The organism is Stenotrophomonas sp. TWI587 (assembly GCF_039674145.1).
GTDB classification, from domain to species: Bacteria; Pseudomonadota; Gammaproteobacteria; order Xanthomonadales; family Xanthomonadaceae; genus Stenotrophomonas; species Stenotrophomonas maltophilia_AY.
Genome location: NZ_JBDJMW010000006.1, coordinates 60,061 through 79,378, shown reverse-complemented (window position 1 = coordinate 79,378; position 19,318 = coordinate 60,061). Strand labels below are relative to the sequence as shown.

Here is a 19,318-nt window from a genome sequence, read left to right as displayed (position 1 = left end):
GCGCGCCACCCTCTACACTTACCGGCATCGATCCGGCCCGGTCGCGGGCCCGCAGCAGGAGAACCACATGCTCTATCGCCGTCTTGGCTCCACCGGCCTGAAGCTCTCGGCCCTGTCCTTCGGAGCCTGGGTCACCTTCGGCGACCAGATCGGCCGCGATGAGGCCCGCAAGCTGATCGCCACCGCCTGGGATGCCGGGGTCAACTTCTTCGACAACGCCGAGGGCTATGCCCGCGGTCGCGCCGAGCAGGTGATGGGCGATGTGATCGCCGACCTGCGCCTGCCGCGCGATGGCTTCTGCGTCTCCAGCAAGGTGTTCTTCGGTGCGGTGGACGAGCCGCGCCCGACCCAGCACGGCCTGTCGCGCAAGCACGTTACCGACGCCTGCCACGCCGCGCTCAAGCGCCTGCGGGTGGAGTATCTGGACCTTTACTATTGCCATCGCCCGGATCCGGACACCCCGATCGCCGAGACCGTGCAGGCCATGGACACCCTGATCCGCCAGGGCAAGGTGCTGTACTGGGGCACCTCGGAGTGGTCGGCGGTGCAGATCCAGGAGGCGGTGGACATTGCCCGCGCACGCAACCTGCACGCGCCCTCGATGGAGCAGCCGCAGTACAACCTGCTGCACCGCGAGCGGGTGGAACGCGAGTACGCCCCGCTCTACGCTGAAGCCGGGCTGGGTACCACCATCTGGTCGCCGCTGGCCTCGGGCCTGCTGACCGGCAAGTACAACGCCGGGGTGGATCCGCAGTCCCGGCTGGGCCAGGAACAGCTGGGCTGGCTGAAGGCGCAGGTGCTGGAGGACGGCGGTGATCGCATGGAGCGGGTACGCCGCTACACCGCACTGGCCGCGCAGCTGGGCGTTTCCCCGGCACAGCTGGCGATCGCCTGGTGCCTGCGCAACCCGAATGTCTCCAGCGTGATCCTCGGCGCCAGCCGGGTCAGCCAGCTGGAGGAGAACCTGGGTGCGCTGGCGCTGTTCGAGCAGCTCGATGAGAGCGTCTGGCAGCAGGTGGATGCGGTGTTTGCCTGATCCGGCTCTGCACCACCTATCGCCGGGCGCGAGCGCGCTATTTGATTGATGGAGACTATCGAAAGTGGGGATTCGATCATTAATGCCATCTATCAAAGTGAGAATGGTTGTTGATTGTCAACTGAGAATCATTATCATTTGAATCGCCCCTCGCAACGAGTCCAGACGATGAACACTCAAGCTGCTGTACTGCTGCGCCCCGAAACGCTGACCCTCCGCGACCGTCCGGTCCGCGTGGTCCCGCCGGAAGAAGTGATCGACAGCGAAGCCCTGCTCAAGGGACGCCGCGAAATCCTGATCCAGCACGGCGACCGCTTCTATCGCCTGCGTCATACCAGCAACGACAAGCTGATCCTGACCAAGTAACGGCACTGCCTCCCCCAGCTCTCTCCCCCTCGACACTCCGCCGTCGGCTTCGGTCCACGGCGTGGGTCGAGGGTCTCCCCCGCAACCGCCGATTGCAGGTAGAACGCCATGAGCCGCGCCCTCTCCGTTGGCCGCCCACCGGGCCGCCACCCCATCGCCGGTCTGCCATCGGCCGCGCAACTGGCCTCGCTGGGCACTGTGCTGTGCCTGTACCGGCCGGACAGCAGTGAACTCGGTGGCTGGAAACACGCCGTGTCCGCACACGCATGCCAGGGCATGGACAGCGAAGGCATCCGCGAAAGCCTGTGCTTCGTCGACGCCCGCGGCCGCTGCTGCTGGCGCCTGTACCTGCTGCCCGACAGCGATTTCCTCGCGTGGGACCGCCTCGTCTCCGCCTTCCCCGCGCGGCCTGAACCGGTCAACGATGCCGGCGTGGCCGAACGCCTGTGGCGACGCCTCGCCGTGCGCCTGGGCAACGATGCCTGGCGCATGTGCGCCCTGCGACTGCAGGTGGGCGAAGGTCGCGAACTCGCCGCCAGCCTGGCCTCGTTGTCGGCGCTGGGCGCCACCACCGCGCGCCGGATCGGCAACGTTGAAGGCGCCGAAGGCGAGCTCTGGGTCGACGACTGCTGCTGCGCCAGCGCGGCCCGCCGCAGCGGACCGTGGACGGCCGACGGCATGCCGGTGATCCAGCTGCAATGACGCACTGCCTCGCCCTCGCAGGGCTGCTGCTTGCCCTTGCGGCCAGCGCGCATGCCACGACCGCCGACCCCGCGCGCGACCACGCCAGCATCCTGGCCATGCAGGGCGAATACACCGTCGACTTCGCCTTCGACGAAACCGTCCTGCTCACCCCCGGCTACGAACGTGCCCCGGCCGTGCGCACCGGCGGCAACGAAGTGGTGATTGTGGTTGAGGACACGCCAACGCGGGTGACGCTGCAGCACCTGCTGGTCGAACCGAAGAGCGGCCACGTCACCAAGCACTGGCGCCAGGACTGGGTCTACGAGGCACCGACCCGGTTCGAGTTCAGCGCCGACCAGACCTGGCACGTGCGCCCGATTCCCACGGCGCTCACCACCGGTGCCTGGACCCAATGCGTCTACGAAGTCAGCGACGCACCGCGCTACTGCGGCACCGGCCGCTGGACCTACGACAACGGCATCGCCGAGTGGACCAGCGACCTCAGCTGGCGACCGCTACCGCGCCGCGAATACACCCGCCGCAGCGACTACAACGCGTTGGCCGTGATCAACCGGCACACGCTCACACCCAACGGCTGGACCCACGAGCAGTTCAACACCAAGATCCAGCGGCGCCCCGACGGCACGCAGACACCGATCGCGCGCGAATTCGGCTTCAACGATTACACCAAAACCATCGAGGTGGACTTTACCCCCGCCTACGCCTACTGGAGCGCCACCGCCGACTACTGGGCCAAGGTACGGCAGCGCTGGAACGCCTTCCTCGGCACCGCACCGGGCGTGCACCTGAAAACCAACCTCGACGGGATGGCCATGATCATCCCGCTGTTTACCCAGGCCCAGGACATCCAGGACGGCAAGACCGTGGCGGATGCCGAGATCAACGCCGTCTTCCAGCAGTGGGTGGAAAAAGCACCGCCAGAAAGCGCGCGCTGACACCGACGCAACCGGTGTGGCGCTCGCCCCTCCGCCCAAAGCCATCCATCGAGAAGGATGGCGGGTAGCCCTGCCCAGGACCGTCAGGGCGCCAAGGATGGCGCCCACGAGCCCCCAAGGATGGGTTTACGGCGCGTCCTGGGCAGGGCTACCCGCCAGCCTTCAGCCCGTGAACGCCAAAACGCCGTCGCTTTCTCTTTCGCTTTCAATGCAACGGCGCCCCAAACTCACGCCTCCCGAAGCGCCAACGCCGGCGGCGTATGCAGAATCCGCCGCGTCCCCCACCAACCGGCCAGCATGCTCAACAGCACGCCCAACCCACCGCCGACCAACAACGGCCCCCACGGCGGACTCAGCGTCAACTCGAACACCTGCCGCGCCACCACCGTACCCAACAGCGCCGCCGCACCCACCGCCAACAACGCCGACAACACGCCCAGCGCCCCGAACTCCACCAGTACCGCACCGCGCAACTGACGGCGCGTCGCCCCCAGCGTACGCAGCACCGCACTGTCATAGCGTCGCTCACCGGCCGTCGCCTGCAACGCCGCCAGCAACACCAGCAGCCCCGCCAGCAGACTGAAGCCCATCACCAGCTGCACCGCCTGGCTCACCCGATCCACTACTTCGCGCACCCGCTCCAGGATGCCGTCGATATCCAACAACGAGATGTTCGGATACTCCCGCGTCAACCCGGCCAGCGCGGGCGCCTGCGCGCGCGGCAGATGGAACGCGGTGATCAGGTTGTACGGCGCATCGGCGACCGCACCCTCATTGAGCAGCAGGAAGAAGTTGACCCGGAACGAATCCCAATCCGCCTTGCGGATGCTGGTGATGGTGAAACGGCGCTCCTGGTCGCCCATCTGCAGCGTCACGGTGTCACCGAGTTTCATCCCGTAGCGCTCGGCCCAGCCCTGCTCGATCGAGGCTTCAGCGGCGGTGCTGCCCGCCTTCCAGAACGTGCCGCTGAGCAGCGTGTTGGCCGGCGGGAAATCATGCCGCCACGAGAAATTGACCGGCCGATTGGCGTCGTCGTCCTCGTTGCTGTTGTCCTCGCGCGCCTGACGCTGCGGCGGCCGATCGTTGACCGCCAGCAGGCGGCCGGTGCTGAACGGCTCGATGCCCGGCGATGCCACCCCCAGCCCACCCAGCGTGGCCAGCACCGCATCGCGCTGCTCGGGCTGAATGTTCATCAGGAAGTAGTTCGGTGTGTCGCTCGGCAGGCGATCGCGCCACTGTGCCAACAGCCCGGGGCCGATCACCGACAGCAGCAACAGCGCACACAGCGACAGCGACAGGCCGACCAGCTGCATCACCGCCAGCCCGCGCCGGCGCGTCAACGAGGCCAGGCCCAGCTTCCAGCGCCCGCGCAGCCGCGGCTGCAGGCCGCGCAGCATCGTCAGCAGCAGCGCACCAACCGCACCGGCCAGTGCCGCCAATGCCGCCAGCCCACCCAGCACCCACGCGGCCAGCTTCACATCGCCGGTGGCCTGCATGGTCAACGCCACGGTCGCGGCCAGCGCGGCCGCATAGACCAGCATCGAACTTGGCGGTAGCGCCGCGAAGCTGCGGTTGAGCACACGCATCGGTGGCACGCTGCGCAGGCGCAGCAGCGGCGGCAGGCCAAAGCCGAGCAGCAGCACAAGGCCGATACCGGCCCCACTCAATGCGGGTGTTGCCTGCGGCAGCGGCAGGCGGTTCGGAATCAATCCCCCCAGCGCCTGCACCAGCCCGGCCTGCGCGGCCATGCCCAGGCCGATGCCGACCAGGCAGGCCGGCACCGCCAGCATCACCAGCTGCAGCGCCATCGCGGTGAGGATGTCGCGCTGGCGCGCGCCCAGACAGCGCAGGATCGCGACCTGATCGATGTGTCGCATCGCGAAGCGGTTGGCGGCCAACGCGGTGGCGACACCGGCCAGCAACACCGCCAGCAGCGCGGCCAACGACAGGAAACGTCCGGCCAGATCGAACGCGCCGCGCACGCCGCGCTGGGTATCGTCGATCCCCACGATGCGATAGCCCTTGGCCTGCGGCGTCAGCCACTCGCGGAAGGCGGCGATCTGCGCCGGCTCACCGGCGAACATCATCCGATAGGAAGCCCGGCTGCCCGGCCCGAGCAGGCCGGCGCGATCCACATCGATGCGGTTCACCAGCAGCGGCGGCGACAACTGCATCAGCTCACCGGAGGTATCCGGCTCGGCCTGCAACACGCGCGTCACGGTCAACGTGCCCGCGCCGAATTCCAGTGCATCGCCCACCTGCAGGCCAAGCGCCTGCATCAGCCGCGGATCGGCATACGCTTCGCCTGGCGGTGGTGTTCCTGCGGTCTCGCTGGCGCTGTCATGCAGCGTGCGGCTGACCCGCAGTTCGCCACGCAGCGGATAGCCATCGGCAACCGCCTTGATATTGGCCATCTGGCTGTCATCGCCATGGAACAGCACGCTGGGGAAGCTGACCATGCGCGTGTTGGCCAGGCCGCGCTCGCGCGCGGCATCGGCGAAGGTCTGCGCGATATCCTCGCGCCCGCTCAGGCCCAGATCACCGCCGAGCATCTCCGCCGCGCTGCCGGTCAGTGCCAGGGTCACCCGGTTGACCAGGGTGCCGACCGCGGTCATCACCGCCACGCCAAGCACGAGCGCGGCAAACACGGTCAGCAGATCGCCGGCCAGGAACTCGCGGCGCAGCGCACGCGCCGCGTGGCGCACGACGTTCATGCGCCTGCGCCGGCAACGGTGTCGGCCAGGCGCCCACCGTCGAGCTGGTAGATCCGCTCGCAGCGCTGCGCCAGGCGCAGGTCATGGGTGACCAGCACCAGGGTCGTATCGCTGGTGGCGTTGAGCGCGAACAGCAGGTCGCTGATCTGCTGCCCGGTCGCCTGGTCCAGGCTGCCGGTCGGTTCATCGGCAAACAGGATGCGCGGCCGCGCCACGAACGCACGCGCCAGCGCCACCCGCTGCTGCTCGCCACCGGAAAGCTGGCGCGGGTAGTGACGCGCACGATGGCCCAGCCCGACCTGTTCCAGCACTTCGCGCACCCGCGCTGCATCCTCGCGGCCGGCCAGTTCCAGCGGCAGCGCGATGTTTTCTTCAGCCGTCAGCGCCGGCAGCAGGTGGAAACTCTGGAAGACGAATCCGACTTCGCGCGCACGCAGTTGGGCGCGGGCTTCCTCATCGAGTGTGTTGAGATCGGCACCGGCCAGGGCGATGCTGCCGTGGCTGGGCAGGTCCAGCCCGGCCAGCAGACCGAGCAGGGTGGTCTTGCCCGAACCTGAAGCGCCGACGATCGCCACGCTCTCGCCTTCATGGACGGTCATGTCAATGTTGTCCAGTATGTGGACTTCACCCTCCGGGCCACGTGCGGATTTGCCCACGTTGTGGGCGGCGATGGCGACGGGCGCGCTGCGGGGGGACAGGCTGTCGATGAGGATTCTCCAATGAACCAAGCAAACGGAAGGGGCCGCGCGGCCTCGATGGGCTGGCTGCTGGCATGGTTGCTGCTGATGCCGATGCTGGCCTGTGCCAAAGGTCCGGACACCCGTGCGGCGGTGCTGGTGGTCGGCGACAGCCTCAGTGCCGCCCACAATATCCCGGCCGCGTCGGGCTGGGTAAACCTGCTTCAGCAGCGGGTCAAACAACAGATCACGCCGCCGCCGGCGATCATCAATGCCAGCATCAGCGGCGAGACCACCGCCGGCGCGCTGACCCGCCTGCCTGGTCTGCTGGAGAAGCACCGTCCGTCCGTGGTGGTGATCGAGCTGGGCGGCAACGATGCGCTGCGGGGGCTGACCCCGGCGCAGCTGCGCGGCAATCTGGAAAAGATGATCGTGGCCAGCCAGAAGGCCGGCGCCAAGGTGCTGCTGCTGGGCATCGACGTGCCGCCCAACTACGGCCCGGCCTACCGCCAGCGCCTGCGCCAGACCTACGCGGAGCTGGCCAGACAGTACGACGTGCCGCTGCTGCCGTTCCTGCTCGAAGGCGTGGCCTTGAAGCCCAACCTGATGCAGGCCGACGGGCTGCACCCCACCGCAGCTGCGCAGCCGCAGGTACTGGATAACGTCTGGCCGCTGCTCAAACCCTTGCTTTGATCGGTGTGTGAGGAACTTCACACCACGTCCACTGGCGATGCGGCATGTTTCACAAAGCTGAAGAAAGAGGGAATCCCATGCGTCAGACAAAGGAAACCTCCGGCCTGGTGCTGGTGGTCGAAGACAACCGTAATATTTCCGAGATGATCGGCGAGTACCTGGAAGGGCGCGGCTTTGAAGTCGATTACGCCCAGGATGGGCTGGACGGTTATCGTCTGGCGGCCGAGAACAGCTACGACGTGGTCGTGCTGGACCTGATGCTGCCGCGTCTGGACGGCATCGAAGTCTGTCGCCGCCTGCGCAACGACGCCCGCAAATCGACGCCGGTGCTGATGCTGACCGCGCGCGACACGCTGGACGACAAGCTCACCGGCCTGGGGTTCGGCGCCGATGACTACCTGACCAAGCCGTTCGCCATCCAGGAGCTGGAAGCCCGCCTGCGTGCGCTGATCCGCCGCGAGCGTCGCCAGGTGGGGTCGGAAGTGCTCAAGGTCGCCGACCTGGTGCTCGATCCGGTCAGCATGCGCGCCACCCGTGCCGGGACCGAACTGCAGCTCTCGCCGATCGGCCTGCGCCTGCTGACGATCCTCATGCGCGAATCGCCGCGTGTGGTGACCCGCCAGGAAATCGAACGCGAGATCTGGGGCAATGGCCTGCCAGACTCGGACACCCTGCGCAGCCATCTGTACAACCTGCGCAAGATCATCGACAAGCCGTTCGACCGCCCGCTGCTGCACACCGTGCAGAGTGCCGGTTATCGCATTGCCGATATCGCCCAGCCGATGAGCTGATGGGCGGTCGGTCGGCGCTCGGCCGCCTGCGGGTGGCGTGAGCGCCGATCCTCCGGGTACCTCTGGCGCATGACGGCCCGGCATTTGCCGGGCCGTTGTCATGATTTGCACGATGGAATCACGACACGCTTACCTATAATCGCCGCGAACCGCCCTGGATCCCGTAATGCCGCACGGTCTGCCGCGCAAGATCCGTATCGTCTTCATTCTGCAAGCCGTGCTGGCCAGTCTGGGCATTCTGCTGGGTGCCTGGCTGGTGTCGTTGGTGATCAAGCACAGCCTGGTCAGCAGCGCGCTGCAGGAAGAGGCTGGTTACTACTGGCAACTGCACGAGGCCTCGCCGGTGCAGCCCCCGCCCAATACCCGGAACATCCGCGGTTACCTGCTCGAAACCGGCCAATCCCCGCTGAGCCTGCCGGCCAATCTGCGCACGCTCACCCCCGGTTTCCATGAACTCAAGGACGACGATCAGCTGGTGCTGGTCGATGCGCGCCCGGAAGGTCGCCTGTACCTGGTGTTCCTGCGCTCGCGCGCGGAGATGCTGGCGTTCTGGTTCGGCATCGTGCCGGTGCTGCTGACCCTGCTGGCGGTCTATGGCGCCTCGTGGATCACCTACCGCGCGTCAAAACGCCTGGTATCGCCGGTCAACTGGCTGGCCCGGCGCGTCTCGCGCTGGGACCCCGGGCATCCGGAAGCGGCCGATCTGGCCCCGACCAAGCTGCCGGCCGACATGCAGGGCGAAACCCGCCAGCTCGCCGCCGCGCTGCACTCGCTGGCCACCAAGGTCACCGCGCATGTCGCGCGCGAGCGCAACTTCACCCGCGATGCCAGCCACGAGCTGCGCACACCGCTGACCGTCATCCGCGTGGCCAGCGACATGGCACTGGGCGACGAGGACATGACCCCGCGCCTGCGCCGTGGCCTGCAGCGCATCCAGCGCGCCGGACGCGACATGGAAGCGGTGATCGATGCCTTCCTGATCCTCGCCCGCGAGGCCGATGTCGAGCCGCAGATCGAGCTGTTCGACGTCAACGAGATCGTCCGCCATGAGGTGGACAACGCCCGCGAGCTGATCGCCGGCCGACCGGTGGAGATCCATCTGCACAGCAGCGGCCCGGTGATGCTGCACGCACCGCCGCGGGTGCTGCAGGTGGTGATCAGCAATCTGCTGCGCAACGCGTGCAGCTATACCGACGAGGGCCGGATCGACGTGGACGTCGGGGAAGCCCAGGTGGTCGTGCGCGATACCGGTATCGGCATGTCCGCCGAAGCGCTGAGCCGCGCCTTCGAGCCGTTCTACCGCGCCGAGCCCAGCCGCCCGCAGGGGACCGGGCTGGGGCTGTCGATCGTGCGTCGGCTGTGCGACCGCTTCGGCTGGAAGATCGGCCTGACCAGCGAGCCCGGGCAGGGCACCCAGGCCACGATTCAGTACCGCTGAGTCAGGGAGGCGTCGCGCCTCCCCGCACGGCTCAGTCGCACTGCACCTTGGGCGCCAGCGCCGTGCGCCAGATCGCGTAGCCCTCGGGTTTCATGTGCAGCATGTCCTCGAGGAACAGCGCGGCGCGCGGCTTTCCGTCGGCGTCGAGCATCGGCGTGTAGACGTCGGTGTAGCCGGTGTTGGGCAGCTTGGTCAGCGCGGCCTTGATCAACCCGTTGGCTTCCACCACCGCCGGCAGCAGGTTCGCGCGCGACGGGCTGGGCTTGATCGAGATGATCTCCACCGTGGTCTTGGGCAGGTCGCGGTGAACGCGCTGCACGAAGGCCACCACGTCATCGCGCACCTGGACCGGGCTGCGGCCGCTGTTGAGGTCGTTGTCGCCAGCGTAGAAGAACACCTTGCACGGCGCATACGGGATCACGATGCGGTCGGCATACCAGGTGCTGTCGCGCACTTCCGAGCCGCCGAAGCCGCGGTTGAACACCGGCTGGCCCGGGAAATCGGCCGCAAGGCTTTCCCACATGCGGATCGAGGAGCTGCCGATGAACTCGATGCCGCCGCGCGGCGGCGGGTTGGCCGCGTCCTGGTCCGCGAACTGCGCCATGTCGCCGGCCCAGGCCACGTTGGAGACCTGGTCGGGTACCTGCGGCGCGGCGGGGGTCGGGGTGCGCGCCAGGGCAGGCAGGGCGGCGCCCAGGGCAAGGGCGAGCAGAAGAGGGCGGGCACGGCGGTGCAGCATGGACGACTCCTGTGGTGGGGTACCCGAAGGCACCCGGACGGGTAGGCAGTCATCATAGGAGTTGCCGCCGGACCGCGCTTTACCACAGGCGGGCGTTGGCCGCCTTCGACAATGCCCCGGCCGGCTTATGGCAAAATGCGCGATTGCCTGCCCCATTCAGCGATGCCCATGACTGTCTGCCGTGTGCTGTTCCTGCCGTTCCGGCCCGCGTTGCCGACCGGGGTGATTGCCCATGGCGGATGAAATCGGGCACCTGCCGCGCGGCCCCAAGCGCATCTTCAAGGCGGCGGTCTGGTCGTGGCAGGGGCTGCGTGCAGCCTGGCTGCATGAGTCCTCGTTCCGGCTGGAGGTCTACCTGCTGATCGTGCTCGCCCCGCTGGCACTCTGGCTTGGCCAGACCCCGGTAGAGCGTGCGCTGATGATCGGTTCGGTGCTGCTGGTGCTGGCCATGGAACTGGCCAACTCGGCGATCGAGGCGGTGATCGAACGCTACGGCGCGGAGTTCCACGAGCTGGCTGGTCGTGCCAAGGACATGGGCTCGGCCGCGGTGTTCGTGCTGATGATGAACGTACTGGTGTGCTGGGTCCTGATCCTGCTGCCGCAGATCTTCTGACATACCACTTCTGACGCGTCACCCGCGTCATCCCCCCTGTAAGGATGGAAGTCCATGTTTCTTGAGCTGTTGTCCGACCCCAATGTCTGGTTGACCCTTCTGACGCTGAGCGCACTGGAAATCGTGCTGGGCATCGACAACCTGGTGTTCATCTCGATCGCGGTGAGCAAGCTGCCCGAAGCGCGCCGCCCGTTCGCGCGCAAGCTCGGCATCGCCGTGGCCTGCATCACCCGCATCCTGCTGCTGGTCTCGCTGGCCTACCTGGCACACATGCAGGCCAACCTGTTCACGGTGGCCGGAATGGGCATCTCGATCCGCGACCTGGTGCTGATCGTCGGTGGCCTGTTCCTGATCATCAAGGGCGGCATGGAAATCCGCGAGCTGATCACCGGCGGTGAGGACGAAGATCCGACCACCACCAAGGCCTCGGCGGTGTTCGGCATGGTCATCGCGCAGATCGCCATCATCGACATCGTGTTCTCGCTGGACTCGGTGATCACCGCCGTCGGCATCGCCGAGCATGTGCCGGTGATGGTCGCCGCGATCCTGCTCTCGGTCGCGGTCATGCTGCTGGCCGCCAACCCGCTGGGCCGCTTCATCGACGCCAACCCGACCGTGAAGATGCTGGCCCTGGCCTTCATCCTGCTGATCGGCGCGGTGCTGATCCTCGATGGCCTGGACGTGCATGTGCCCAAGCCCTATATCTACGCCGCGATGGGCTTCTCGGTGCTGGTGGAATGGTTGAACCTGCTGATGCGCCGCCGCGCCGTGGCCCACCACGTGCCGGGTGCCGGCAACTGGTAAGAAGGTGGGGGAAGCGGCAGCCCCCTGACTCAGGGGGCGTGGCTGGTTACGCCGGCTTTACTGCAGACGTGGCATGCTCCGGATCCCGTTCATCGAGATCCGGAGCCGGCCATGCGATCGTTCTCCCGTTTGTTGTGCCTGGCCGTGCTGGCCTCCCTGTTGTCCGGTTGTGGCTACAACGCCATCCAGCAGAAGGATGAGCAGGTCAAGGCCGGTTGGGCCGAGGTGCTCAACCAGTACAAGCGCCGCGCCGATCTGATCCCCAACCTGGTGCAGACCGTGGAAGGCTATGCCAACCAGGAACGCCAGGTCCTGACCGATGTCACCAACGCCCGTGCACGCGTGGGGCAGGTCAACGTCAACGCCGACGATGCCGACTCCCTCAAGCAGTTCCAGCAGGCCCAGGGCGAGCTGAGCGGTGCGCTGTCACGCCTGCTGGTGGTCACCGAGAACTACCCGAACCTGAAGTCCGACCAGGGCTTCCGCGATCTGCAGGCGCAGCTGGAAGGCACCGAGAACCGCATCACCGTGGCGCGCGGCCGCTATATCCAGATGGTGCAGGACTACAACACCTACATCCGCCAGTTCCCGCAGGTGATCACCGCCAAGCTGTTCGGCTATGCGACCAAGCCGAACTTCACCGTGGAAAACGAAGCGCAGATCTCGCAGCCGCCGGCGGTCAAGTTCGGTTCGCAGCAACCGGCACCTGCACCGCAGGCGCCGCCGCAGCCGCAGCCGCAGCCGGCGAACTGAGCCGGTGACCATGCGCCTGCTGCGCTGCCTGTTGCTGCTCTGCCTGGCGCTGGCGTTGCCTGTCTGGGCGCAGACCCAGGCGGCGATCCCGGCGATGTCCTCGCCGGTGGTGGATACCACCAGCACCCTGGATGCGGCGCAGATCCAGGCGCTGGAGGCGCAGGCCTTGGCGTTGCAGCAGCGCAAGGGCAGCCAACTGCAGATCCTGATGGTGCCGACCACCGCGCCGGAAACCATCGAGCAATACACCCAGCGCGTGTTCGAGCAGTGGTCCATCGGCCGCAAGGGCGTGGATGACGGCGTGCTGCTGGTGGTGGCCAAGGACGATCGGCGGGTTCGCATCGAGCCGGGCTACGGCCTGGAAGGCGCGATCCCGGATGCGATCGCCAATCGGGTGATCCAGGAATACCTGGCCCCGCGGTTCCGCACCAATGACTACGCCGGTGGCCTCACCGACGCCAGCGCCGCGCTGGTCAAGCTGATCGACGGCGAAGCGTTGCCCGCCCCGGTCAGCACCCACCGCGCCACCCGCAACCCCGATGGCGACGGCTGGACGTTCGCCCTGGTGATCGGCTTCTTCGTCGGCAGTTTCCTGCGCGCCATCCTCGGCTGGTTGCCGCGGCCGGTGCGTGCGCTGCTGGGCGGCGGTGGCGCGGCGGCGGTCGCCTTCCTGTTCACCTCGCTGTGGCTGGCCAGCGGTCTGGCCGGGCTGATCGGCCTGTTCGTCGGCCTGTCTTCGGGCAAGGTCGGCCGGTTCGCCCGCAACAGCGGGTGGGGCGGGGGCGGATGGGGCGGCGGTGGCTTTGGCGGAGGCGGTGGCTTCGGCGGCGGTGGAGGCGGCTGGGGCGGTGGCGGTGGACGATCAGGGGGCGGTGGCGCCTCGGGAGGCTGGTGATGCGTTGGTGGCGACACCTTTTCTCGCCGTCGATGGCGCGCGCCTTCCCGCCGGCGCGGTTGCAGGCCATCACCGAGGCGATCACCGCCGGTGAGCGCCGGCATGGCGGGCAGGTGATGTTCGCGGTCGAGGCGGACCTGCCACTGCTCGCGTTGTGGCAGGGCGTGAGTCCCCGCCAGCGTGCAGAGCAGGCCTTCGCCCAGCTGCGCACCTGGGATACCGAACACAACAACGGCGTGCTGATCTACCTGCTGCTGGCCGACCACGCCATCGAGCTGGTCGCCGACCGCGGCCTGCGCGGGCACATCGGCGAGGCGCAGTGGCAGGGAATCTGCGCGCACATGCAGCAGCGGCTGCGTGAGGGCGCTCTGCAGGATGCCGTTCTGCTGGCGATCGAGGAGGTCTCGGACCTGCTGGCCGGGCACTATCCGCCGGTTCCGGGGTCACACGATGACGGCCTGCCGGACACGCCGCAGATGCTGGGCTGAAGCCCGGCAATCGCGCGATCGGGGCCGCCGTGAGGCCGCTCCCGCGCGGCGCTAGAATATCGGCATCCCTGCAAGGCGCCCTTCATGATCTATTTCCACGATATCGACCCCATCGCCATCTCGCTTGGGCCGATCAAGGTGCACTGGTACGGCATCATGTACCTGCTCGGCTTCACCGCCGCCTGGTGGCTGGGGCGCAAGCGGATCGCGGCCGGGCGCCTGCCGGGGGTGGATGCCAATGGCTTCTCCGACCTGCTGTTCTACGCGATGCTCGGCGTGGTCGTCGGTGGCCGTGTGGGCTACATGCTGTTCTATGCCACCTCTGAATTCCTGCACAACCCGCTGCTGCTGTTCAAGGTGTGGGACGGCGGAATGAGCTTCCATGGCGGCCTGCTTGGCGTCCTGTTCGCCGCATGGTGGTGGTCGCGCAAGCACCGTCTGCACCTGTTCGACACCCTGGATTTCGTCGCCCCGCTGGTCCCGCTGGGACTGGGCTTCGGGCGCATCGGCAACTTCATCGGCGCCGAGCTGTGGGGCAAGTACACCGATGGCACCTGGGGCGTGGTGTTCCCGAGCGGCCTGCCGGCACCGTTGAACGGGCTGGACGTGGCCACGCTCAGGGCCGAGTTCGCCACCGGCGCGTTGAACCAGTACGCCCGCCATCCCTCGCAGCTGTATGAAGCGCTGCTGGAAGGTCTGGTGATGTTCGTGGTGCTGTGGGCGGTGTCGGCCAAGCCACGCCATCGCTATGTGATCGCCGGCCTGTTCGCGCTGATGTACGGCATCTTCCGCTTCGCGGTGGAGTTCGTGCGCATGCCCGACAACGGCGTCTACCTCGCCTTCGACTGGTTCACCCGTGGCCAGCTGCTGAGCCTGCCGCTGGTGGCCTTTGGTCTGGTGCTGCTGGCGCTGTCGCGCCGCGCGCCGGTCCTGCAGCCGGTGCTGCCGGCCGCCTCTGAAGGTGCCAAGGCATGAAGGCCTACCTGGCGTTGCTCGAGCATGTGCTGGAGCACGGCGCGGAAAAGTCCGATCGCACCGGCACCGGCACACGCAGCGTGTTCGGCTGGCAGATGCGTTTCAACCTGGCCGACGGCTTCCCGCTGGTGACCACCAAGAAACTGCACCTGCGCTCGATCATCCATGAGCTGCTGTGGTTCCTGAAGGGCGACACCAACATCGGGTATCTGAAGGACAACCAGGTACGGATCTGGGACGAGTGGGCCGATGCCAACGGCGACCTCGGCCCGATCTACGGCAAGCAGTGGCGCAGCTGGGCCACCGCCGATGGCGGGGCGATCGACCAGATGCAGTGGCTGGTGGACGAGATCAAGCGCAATCCGGATTCGCGCCGCCTCGTGGTCAGCGCCTGGAACGTGGGCGAGCTGTCGCAGATGGCGTTGATGCCGTGCCACAACCTGTTCCAGTTCTATGTGGTGGACGGCAAGCTCAGCTGCCAGCTCTACCAGCGCAGCGGCGACATCTTCCTCGGCGTGCCGTTCAACATCGCCAGCTACGCGCTGCTGACCCATATGGTGGCGCAGGCGACCGGGCTGGGCGTCGGCGATTTCGTACACACCCTGGGCGATGCGCACCTGTACTCGAACCATTTCGAACAGGCGCGCGAACAGCTCGCCCGTGAGCCGCGCGCGCTGCCGACACTGTGGTTGAACCCCGAGGTGACCGATCTGTTCGGTTTCCGGTTCGATGACATCCGCATCGATGGCTACGACCCGCACCCGGCGATCAAGGCCCCGGTGGCGGTGTGAGCAGCACGCGCATGAAGCTCTCCCTGATCGCCGCGCTGGACACTGACCACGGCATCGGCCGTGACAACGACCTGCCATGGAAGCTGCCCGACGATCTCAAGCGCTTCAAGGCGCTGACCGTCGGCAAGCCGATCCTGATGGGGCGCAAGACCGCGCAGTCGCTCGGCCGTGCCTTGCCCGGCCGGTTGAATCTGGTGCTGACCCGCAGTGGCCAGGTGCCCTTCGAGGGCATGCAGGCGGTGGCCTCGATCGAGCAGGCGCTGCAGGCAGCGGCGCAGGCTGATGCGGAAGAGCTGTGCGTGATCGGTGGCGGCGAGATCTATCGCCTGGCCATGGCCGAGGCTACCGATCTGCACCTGACCCGGGTGCAGACCACCGTGCCGGCCGATACCCATTTCCCGCCGGTCGATCCGGCGCTGTGGGTAGAGGTGGCGCGCGAACACCACGCGGCCGACGAGCGGCACGCGTTCGCGTTCGATTTCGTGGATTACCGCCGCGCCTGAGCCGGCGGTGCACGCAGGCCGGTCGTGCTGACCGGCCTGCGGATCATTCTGCGTCGCTGGTGACGTCGGTGTTCTGCGGCTGCGGATGGGCGTTCTGCGCGGGCTTCGCACCCCCGCCCTGACGGCCCTGGCCGCCACGGCCACGGTCGCGTCCCTGACCTTGCCCCTGGCGCGGAGGACGCCCGTTTGGCTGGGCACCCTCGGCGGCGGCCGGCCGCCGTGCCGGCGGGCGCGGCGCGGAGACCGGCTTGGGCACATCGCGGCCCGGCACCTGCACCACGCGCAGTTCCTCGGTATCCAGCTGCAGCGCGGTGAGCTTGCCACCCCACACCGCGCCGGTATCGATCGCGTGCACGCCCTGGGTGATGGTCAGCCCGAGGGCGGACCAGTGCCCGCAGACGATCTTCAGATCGCGCTCGGCACGGCCCGGCACTTCGAACCAGGGGTACAAGCCCTGTTCCTGCGTACCCGGCGTGCCCTTGTCTTCGATCCCGATCCGGCCCCGCGGCGTGCAGTAACGCATGCGGGTGAACAGGTTGATGATCGCGCGGGAGCGGTCGTAGCCGGCCAGTCCGGGAGACCAGCTGGGCTTGTCGCCGTACATGTTGCGGAACAGCTTGCGGTAGCCGCTGCCGTGCAGCTGCTGCTCGACCTCGCGCGCATGCTTCTCGGCCAGCTGGGTGGTCCACTTCGGGGCCAGCCCGGCGTGGATCATCATCCAGCCCAGCTCGCGGTCCACATGGGCCAGTTTCTGCATCCGCAGCCATTCCAGCAGCTCGTCGCGGTCCTCGGCCTGCACGATGCGCAGCAGGTCCGGGTTGACCTTGCGCTGCTCCTCCTCGGTGCGGGCACCGACAGCGAGCAGGGACAGGTCATGGTTGCCCAGCACGATCACGCTGCTCTCGCGCAGCGAATGGACCAGGCGCAGGGTTTCCAGCGACTGCCCGCCCCGGTTGACCAGGTCGCCGCAGAACCACAGCGTGTCGACCGCGGGGTCGAACTTGATTTTTTCCAGCAACCGCTGGGTGACGTCGTAGCAGCCCTGCAGGTCGCCGATGGCCCAGACACTCATGCGTGCGCCTCCATCAGTGCAGTGTGCGCGGAACGGTCAGGACGAACGGCGCGATGGGGGCGGCGAACTCGGTGCCGTCGTCGGCCACCATGTCGTAGTGCCCCTGCATCGTGCCGTGCTCGGTCTCCAGCATGACACCGGAGGTGTAACGGAAGTCTTCACCGGGGCGCAGGCGTGGCTGCTCGCCGATCACCCCATCGCCGTCGACATGCTCGATGCGGCCATTGGCATCGGTGATCCGCCAGTGGCGGGCCACCAGCCGTGCCGCGACGCGGCCGCGGTTGAGGATGCGGATCGTATAGGCGAACGCGTAGCGGCCGTCCTCCGGGGTGGACTGGTCATCGAGGAAGCGGGGGGCGACCTCGACGGAGATCGCGTAGTTTGCAGCGTCGTTCATGCAGGCAGTTTAGTGAATGTTGTGCACGGTGAGATGAGTGCTGCCCAAGCTGGCAGCGCCCCCGTCATGGATGTCAGGCGGTTCTACGTGCGCGCGGCCGGAGAGGGCCGCGAGGTGACGCGCTCATCCTTGCGGCGCGTCCGCCTCGTACGGGACGTTGGCCAGTGCGATGAACTGGGCCACGTCCAGCTGCTCGGCGCGGGCATCGCTGCGCACGCCGGCCGCCTCGAACTGTTCGGGTGTGCACACGTTCTGCAGCGCGTTGCGCAGGGTCTTGCGACGCTGCCCGAAGGCGGCCTTGACCACATGGGCAAAGCGCTTGCGGTCCAGGATGCCGACCGTGGCCGGATCCCGCGGCACCAGCCGCACGACCGCTGAATCGACCTTCGGCGGCGGACGGAACGCACCTGGCGGCACCACGAACAGCGAGGTGACCTTGCAGAATGCCTGCAGCATCACGCTCAGCCGACCATAGACCTTGCTGCCCGGATCGGCGGCCATGCGGTCGACCACTTCCTTCTGCAGCATGAAGTGCATGTCGGTGATCACCGCGGCGTGGTCCAGCGCATGGAACAGGATCGGCGAGGAGATGTTGTAGGGCAGGTTGCCGACCAGACGGATGGGGCTGCCGGCGGCCAGCTCGGTGAAGTCCACCTGCAGCACGTCGCGGTGGATGATGGTCATCTCGCCCAGCGGTTCGGCGGCGGCGGCCAGCGGGCCGACCAGATCCCGATCGAACTCGATCACGGTCAGCTTCGGGTGGCGGCGCAGCAGCGGCAGGGTGATCGCGCCCTGGCCCGGGCCGATCTCGACCAGGCGGTCGCCGTCTTTCGGGCTGACCGCCAGGACGATCTTGTCGATGTAGCTGCGGTCGGCGAGGAAGTGCTGGCCGAGCTGCTTCTTGGCGGGGCCGGAGAAACCGGGCGCGCCGGAGGAGGAATACGAAGAAGTCATGGCACCAGTGTACGTTGGCGCGCCAGCCGGGCACACAGCGCGGTGGCAGCGAGGAGGCTGGACGGGTCGGCCACGCCACGGCTGGCCAGATCCAGGGCGGTGCCATGGTCGACCGCGACGCGCGGGTAGGGCAGGCCCAGGGTGATGTTGACGGCCTGTTCGAAGCCGCTGTACTTCAGCACCGGCAGGCCCTGGTCGTGATACATGGCAAGGACGGTGTCGAACCCGGCCAGCTTGCCCGGCAGGAAGGCCGTATCGGCCGGCAGCGGTCCGACCAGATCCATGCCCTGGGCGCGCAGGCGCTCCAGCAGCGGAATGATCAGATCGAGTTCTTCCCGGCCCAGATGGCCATCTTCGCCGGCATGGGGGTTGAGCCCGAGCACGGCGATGCGCGGCGAGGCCAGACCGAAATCCCGCTGCAGGGCGTTGTGGACGATCTGCAGGGTCAGCGCCAGGCCATCGGCGGTGATCGCATCGGCGACCGCCCGCAGCGGCAGGTGGGTGGTCGCCAGCGCCACCCGCACAATCTCGTTGGCCAGCATCATCACCACCGGGGTGCGGGCCTGGTCGGCCAGCAGTTCGGTGGTGCCGCTGTAGGCGATCCCGCCCTCGTTGATGACCGCTTTGTGTACCGGGCCGGTGACCACGCCGGCCAGCTCACCCGACAGGCAGGCCTGACCTGCCTGGCGCAGTGCGCCGATCACCGCCCCGGCGTTGGCCGGGTCCGGCGTGCCGAAGCGCGAGGGCACCGCATTGGGCACCGCCCGCAACGGCAGATCGCCCGGCTGGCGGGCGATGGCGTCTTCAGGCAGGAGCTGCAGAGGCAGCGACAGCGCCGCGGCGGCGGCGTGCAGGGTATCCGGGTCGGCGAAGGCCAGCAGCCGGCAGTCCGTGCGCGGCTGCTGGATCAGGCGGAGGCAGAGCTCCGGGCCGACCCCCGCCGGCTCGCCCGGGACCAGAGCGAGCTGCGGGAGCATCG

The 19,318-nt window shown here is 67.7% G+C and carries 22 protein-coding genes; 15 read left to right on the top strand and 7 right to left on the bottom strand.

The window, feature by feature from the left end; genetic code table 11:
* Window positions 1-67: 67 nt before the first annotated feature.
* From ABE464_RS11660 to ABE464_RS11645, 4 genes are all read left to right on the top strand, one after another.
* Window positions 68-1,036 (top strand): aldo/keto reductase, encoded by a 969-nt coding sequence (locus ABE464_RS11660; RefSeq protein WP_346472082.1) that lies wholly within the window; start codon window positions 68-70, stop codon window positions 1,034-1,036.
* Window positions 1,037-1,204: 168 nt separating this feature from the next.
* A complete protein-coding gene (locus tag ABE464_RS11655) occupies window positions 1,205-1,402 on the top strand; it encodes a hemin uptake protein HemP (protein ID WP_019182448.1) in 198 nt (65 codons plus the stop codon).
* A 108-nt stretch (window positions 1,403-1,510) separates the two neighbouring features.
* Complete coding sequence (locus tag ABE464_RS11650) at window positions 1,511-2,104, top strand: Hemin transport protein (protein ID WP_346472081.1); 594 nt, start codon at window positions 1,511-1,513, stop codon at window positions 2,102-2,104.
* Window positions 2,101-3,042: a DUF6607 family protein gene (locus ABE464_RS11645; protein WP_346472080.1), complete on the top strand. Its 942-nt coding sequence runs from the start codon at window positions 2,101-2,103 to the stop codon at window positions 3,040-3,042. Before ABE464_RS11650 ends, ABE464_RS11645 begins: the two co-directional genes overlap by 4 nt.
* Window positions 3,043-3,269: 227 nt before the next feature.
* Here the strand turns inward: ABE464_RS11645 and ABE464_RS11640 are convergent, their stop codons facing one another.
* Window positions 3,270-5,756 carry an FtsX-like permease family protein gene (locus ABE464_RS11640; RefSeq protein ID WP_346472079.1) on the bottom strand — a complete coding sequence of 829 codons (2,487 nt, stop codon included), beginning with the start codon at window positions 5,754-5,756 and terminating at the stop codon, window positions 3,270-3,272.
* The gene (locus ABE464_RS11635; protein ID WP_346472078.1) at window positions 5,753-6,355 is read right to left on the bottom strand and encodes an ATP-binding cassette domain-containing protein; all 603 of its coding nucleotides are present in this window, start codon (window positions 6,353-6,355) and stop codon (window positions 5,753-5,755) included. Before ABE464_RS11635 ends, ABE464_RS11640 begins: the two co-directional genes overlap by 4 nt.
* A 120-nt stretch (window positions 6,356-6,475) precedes the next feature.
* Here ABE464_RS11635 and ABE464_RS11630 point away from each other — a divergent pair, with 120 nt between their 5' ends.
* The 3 genes from ABE464_RS11630 (at window position 6,476) to ABE464_RS11620 (ending at window position 9,355) form a co-directional block, all read left to right on the top strand.
* Window positions 6,476-7,126 (top strand): arylesterase, encoded by a 651-nt coding sequence (locus ABE464_RS11630; protein WP_346472077.1) that lies wholly within the window; start codon window positions 6,476-6,478, stop codon window positions 7,124-7,126.
* A gap of 77 nt (window positions 7,127-7,203) precedes the next feature.
* Window positions 7,204-7,917, top strand: a complete 714-nt coding sequence (locus ABE464_RS11625) for a response regulator transcription factor (RefSeq protein WP_019182442.1) — start codon at window positions 7,204-7,206, stop codon at window positions 7,915-7,917.
* Between the two features lie 166 nt (window positions 7,918-8,083).
* Window positions 8,084-9,355: a HAMP domain-containing sensor histidine kinase gene (locus ABE464_RS11620; RefSeq protein WP_346472076.1), complete on the top strand. Its 1,272-nt coding sequence runs from the start codon at window positions 8,084-8,086 to the stop codon at window positions 9,353-9,355.
* Window positions 9,356-9,386: 31 nt separating this feature from the next.
* On the opposite strand, the gene ABE464_RS11615 is transcribed toward ABE464_RS11620, so the two are convergent.
* Window positions 9,387-10,094 (bottom strand): SGNH/GDSL hydrolase family protein, encoded by a 708-nt coding sequence (locus tag ABE464_RS11615; RefSeq protein ID WP_346472075.1) that lies wholly within the window; start codon window positions 10,092-10,094, stop codon window positions 9,387-9,389.
* Window positions 10,095-10,326: 232 nt separating this feature from the next.
* On the opposite strand from ABE464_RS11615, the gene ABE464_RS11610 reads away from it, so the two are divergent.
* The 8 genes from ABE464_RS11610 to ABE464_RS11575 all read left to right on the top strand — a co-directional run bounded on the left by ABE464_RS11610 (window position 10,327) and on the right by ABE464_RS11575 (window position 15,916).
* A complete protein-coding gene (locus tag ABE464_RS11610; RefSeq protein ID WP_019182439.1) occupies window positions 10,327-10,707 on the top strand; it encodes a diacylglycerol kinase in 381 nt (126 codons plus the stop codon).
* 54 nt (window positions 10,708-10,761) lie between these two features.
* Entirely contained in the window at window positions 10,762-11,511 is a 750-nt protein-coding gene (locus tag ABE464_RS11605) for a TerC family protein (protein WP_123728386.1), read from the top strand.
* Window positions 11,512-11,622: 111 nt separating this feature from the next.
* Entirely contained in the window at window positions 11,623-12,264 is a 642-nt protein-coding gene (locus tag ABE464_RS11600; protein WP_346472074.1) for a LemA family protein, read from the top strand.
* Between the two features lie 10 nt (window positions 12,265-12,274).
* Window positions 12,275-13,159 (top strand): TPM domain-containing protein, encoded by an 885-nt coding sequence (locus tag ABE464_RS11595; RefSeq protein ID WP_346472073.1) that lies wholly within the window; start codon window positions 12,275-12,277, stop codon window positions 13,157-13,159.
* On the top strand, window positions 13,159-13,647 hold the full coding sequence (locus tag ABE464_RS11590) for a TPM domain-containing protein (RefSeq protein WP_346472072.1): 489 nt from the start codon (window positions 13,159-13,161) through the stop codon (window positions 13,645-13,647). The genes ABE464_RS11595 and ABE464_RS11590 overlap by 1 nt, the downstream gene beginning before the upstream one ends.
* Before the next feature lie 84 nt (window positions 13,648-13,731).
* A complete protein-coding gene (gene lgt, locus ABE464_RS11585) occupies window positions 13,732-14,622 on the top strand; it encodes a prolipoprotein diacylglyceryl transferase (protein ID WP_346472071.1) in 891 nt (296 codons plus the stop codon).
* Window positions 14,619-15,413 carry a thymidylate synthase gene (locus tag ABE464_RS11580; protein WP_346472070.1) on the top strand — a complete coding sequence of 265 codons (795 nt, stop codon included), beginning with the start codon at window positions 14,619-14,621 and terminating at the stop codon, window positions 15,411-15,413. Before lgt ends, ABE464_RS11580 begins: the two co-directional genes overlap by 4 nt.
* A gap of 11 nt (window positions 15,414-15,424) precedes the next feature.
* Window positions 15,425-15,916: a dihydrofolate reductase gene (locus ABE464_RS11575; RefSeq protein WP_346472069.1), complete on the top strand. Its 492-nt coding sequence runs from the start codon at window positions 15,425-15,427 to the stop codon at window positions 15,914-15,916.
* 43 nt (window positions 15,917-15,959) lie between these two features.
* Here the strand turns inward: ABE464_RS11575 and ABE464_RS11570 are convergent, their stop codons facing one another.
* From ABE464_RS11570 to pdxA, 4 genes are all read right to left on the bottom strand, one after another.
* Window positions 15,960-16,988 carry a symmetrical bis(5'-nucleosyl)-tetraphosphatase gene (locus tag ABE464_RS11570; protein ID WP_346472068.1) on the bottom strand — a complete coding sequence of 343 codons (1,029 nt, stop codon included), beginning with the start codon at window positions 16,986-16,988 and terminating at the stop codon, window positions 15,960-15,962.
* 13 nt (window positions 16,989-17,001) lie between these two features.
* Entirely contained in the window at window positions 17,002-17,385 is a 384-nt protein-coding gene (apaG, locus tag ABE464_RS11565) for a Co2+/Mg2+ efflux protein ApaG (RefSeq protein ID WP_121042792.1), read from the bottom strand.
* A gap of 123 nt (window positions 17,386-17,508) precedes the next feature.
* Window positions 17,509-18,339 (bottom strand): 16S rRNA (adenine(1518)-N(6)/adenine(1519)-N(6))-dimethyltransferase RsmA, encoded by an 831-nt coding sequence (gene rsmA, locus ABE464_RS11560; protein WP_152154483.1) that lies wholly within the window; start codon window positions 18,337-18,339, stop codon window positions 17,509-17,511.
* Window positions 18,336-19,316, bottom strand: coding sequence for a 4-hydroxythreonine-4-phosphate dehydrogenase PdxA (pdxA, locus tag ABE464_RS11555; RefSeq protein ID WP_346472067.1), 981 nt, complete (start codon window positions 19,314-19,316; stop codon window positions 18,336-18,338). Before pdxA ends, rsmA begins: the two co-directional genes overlap by 4 nt.
* Window positions 19,317-19,318 lie beyond the last annotated feature (2 nt).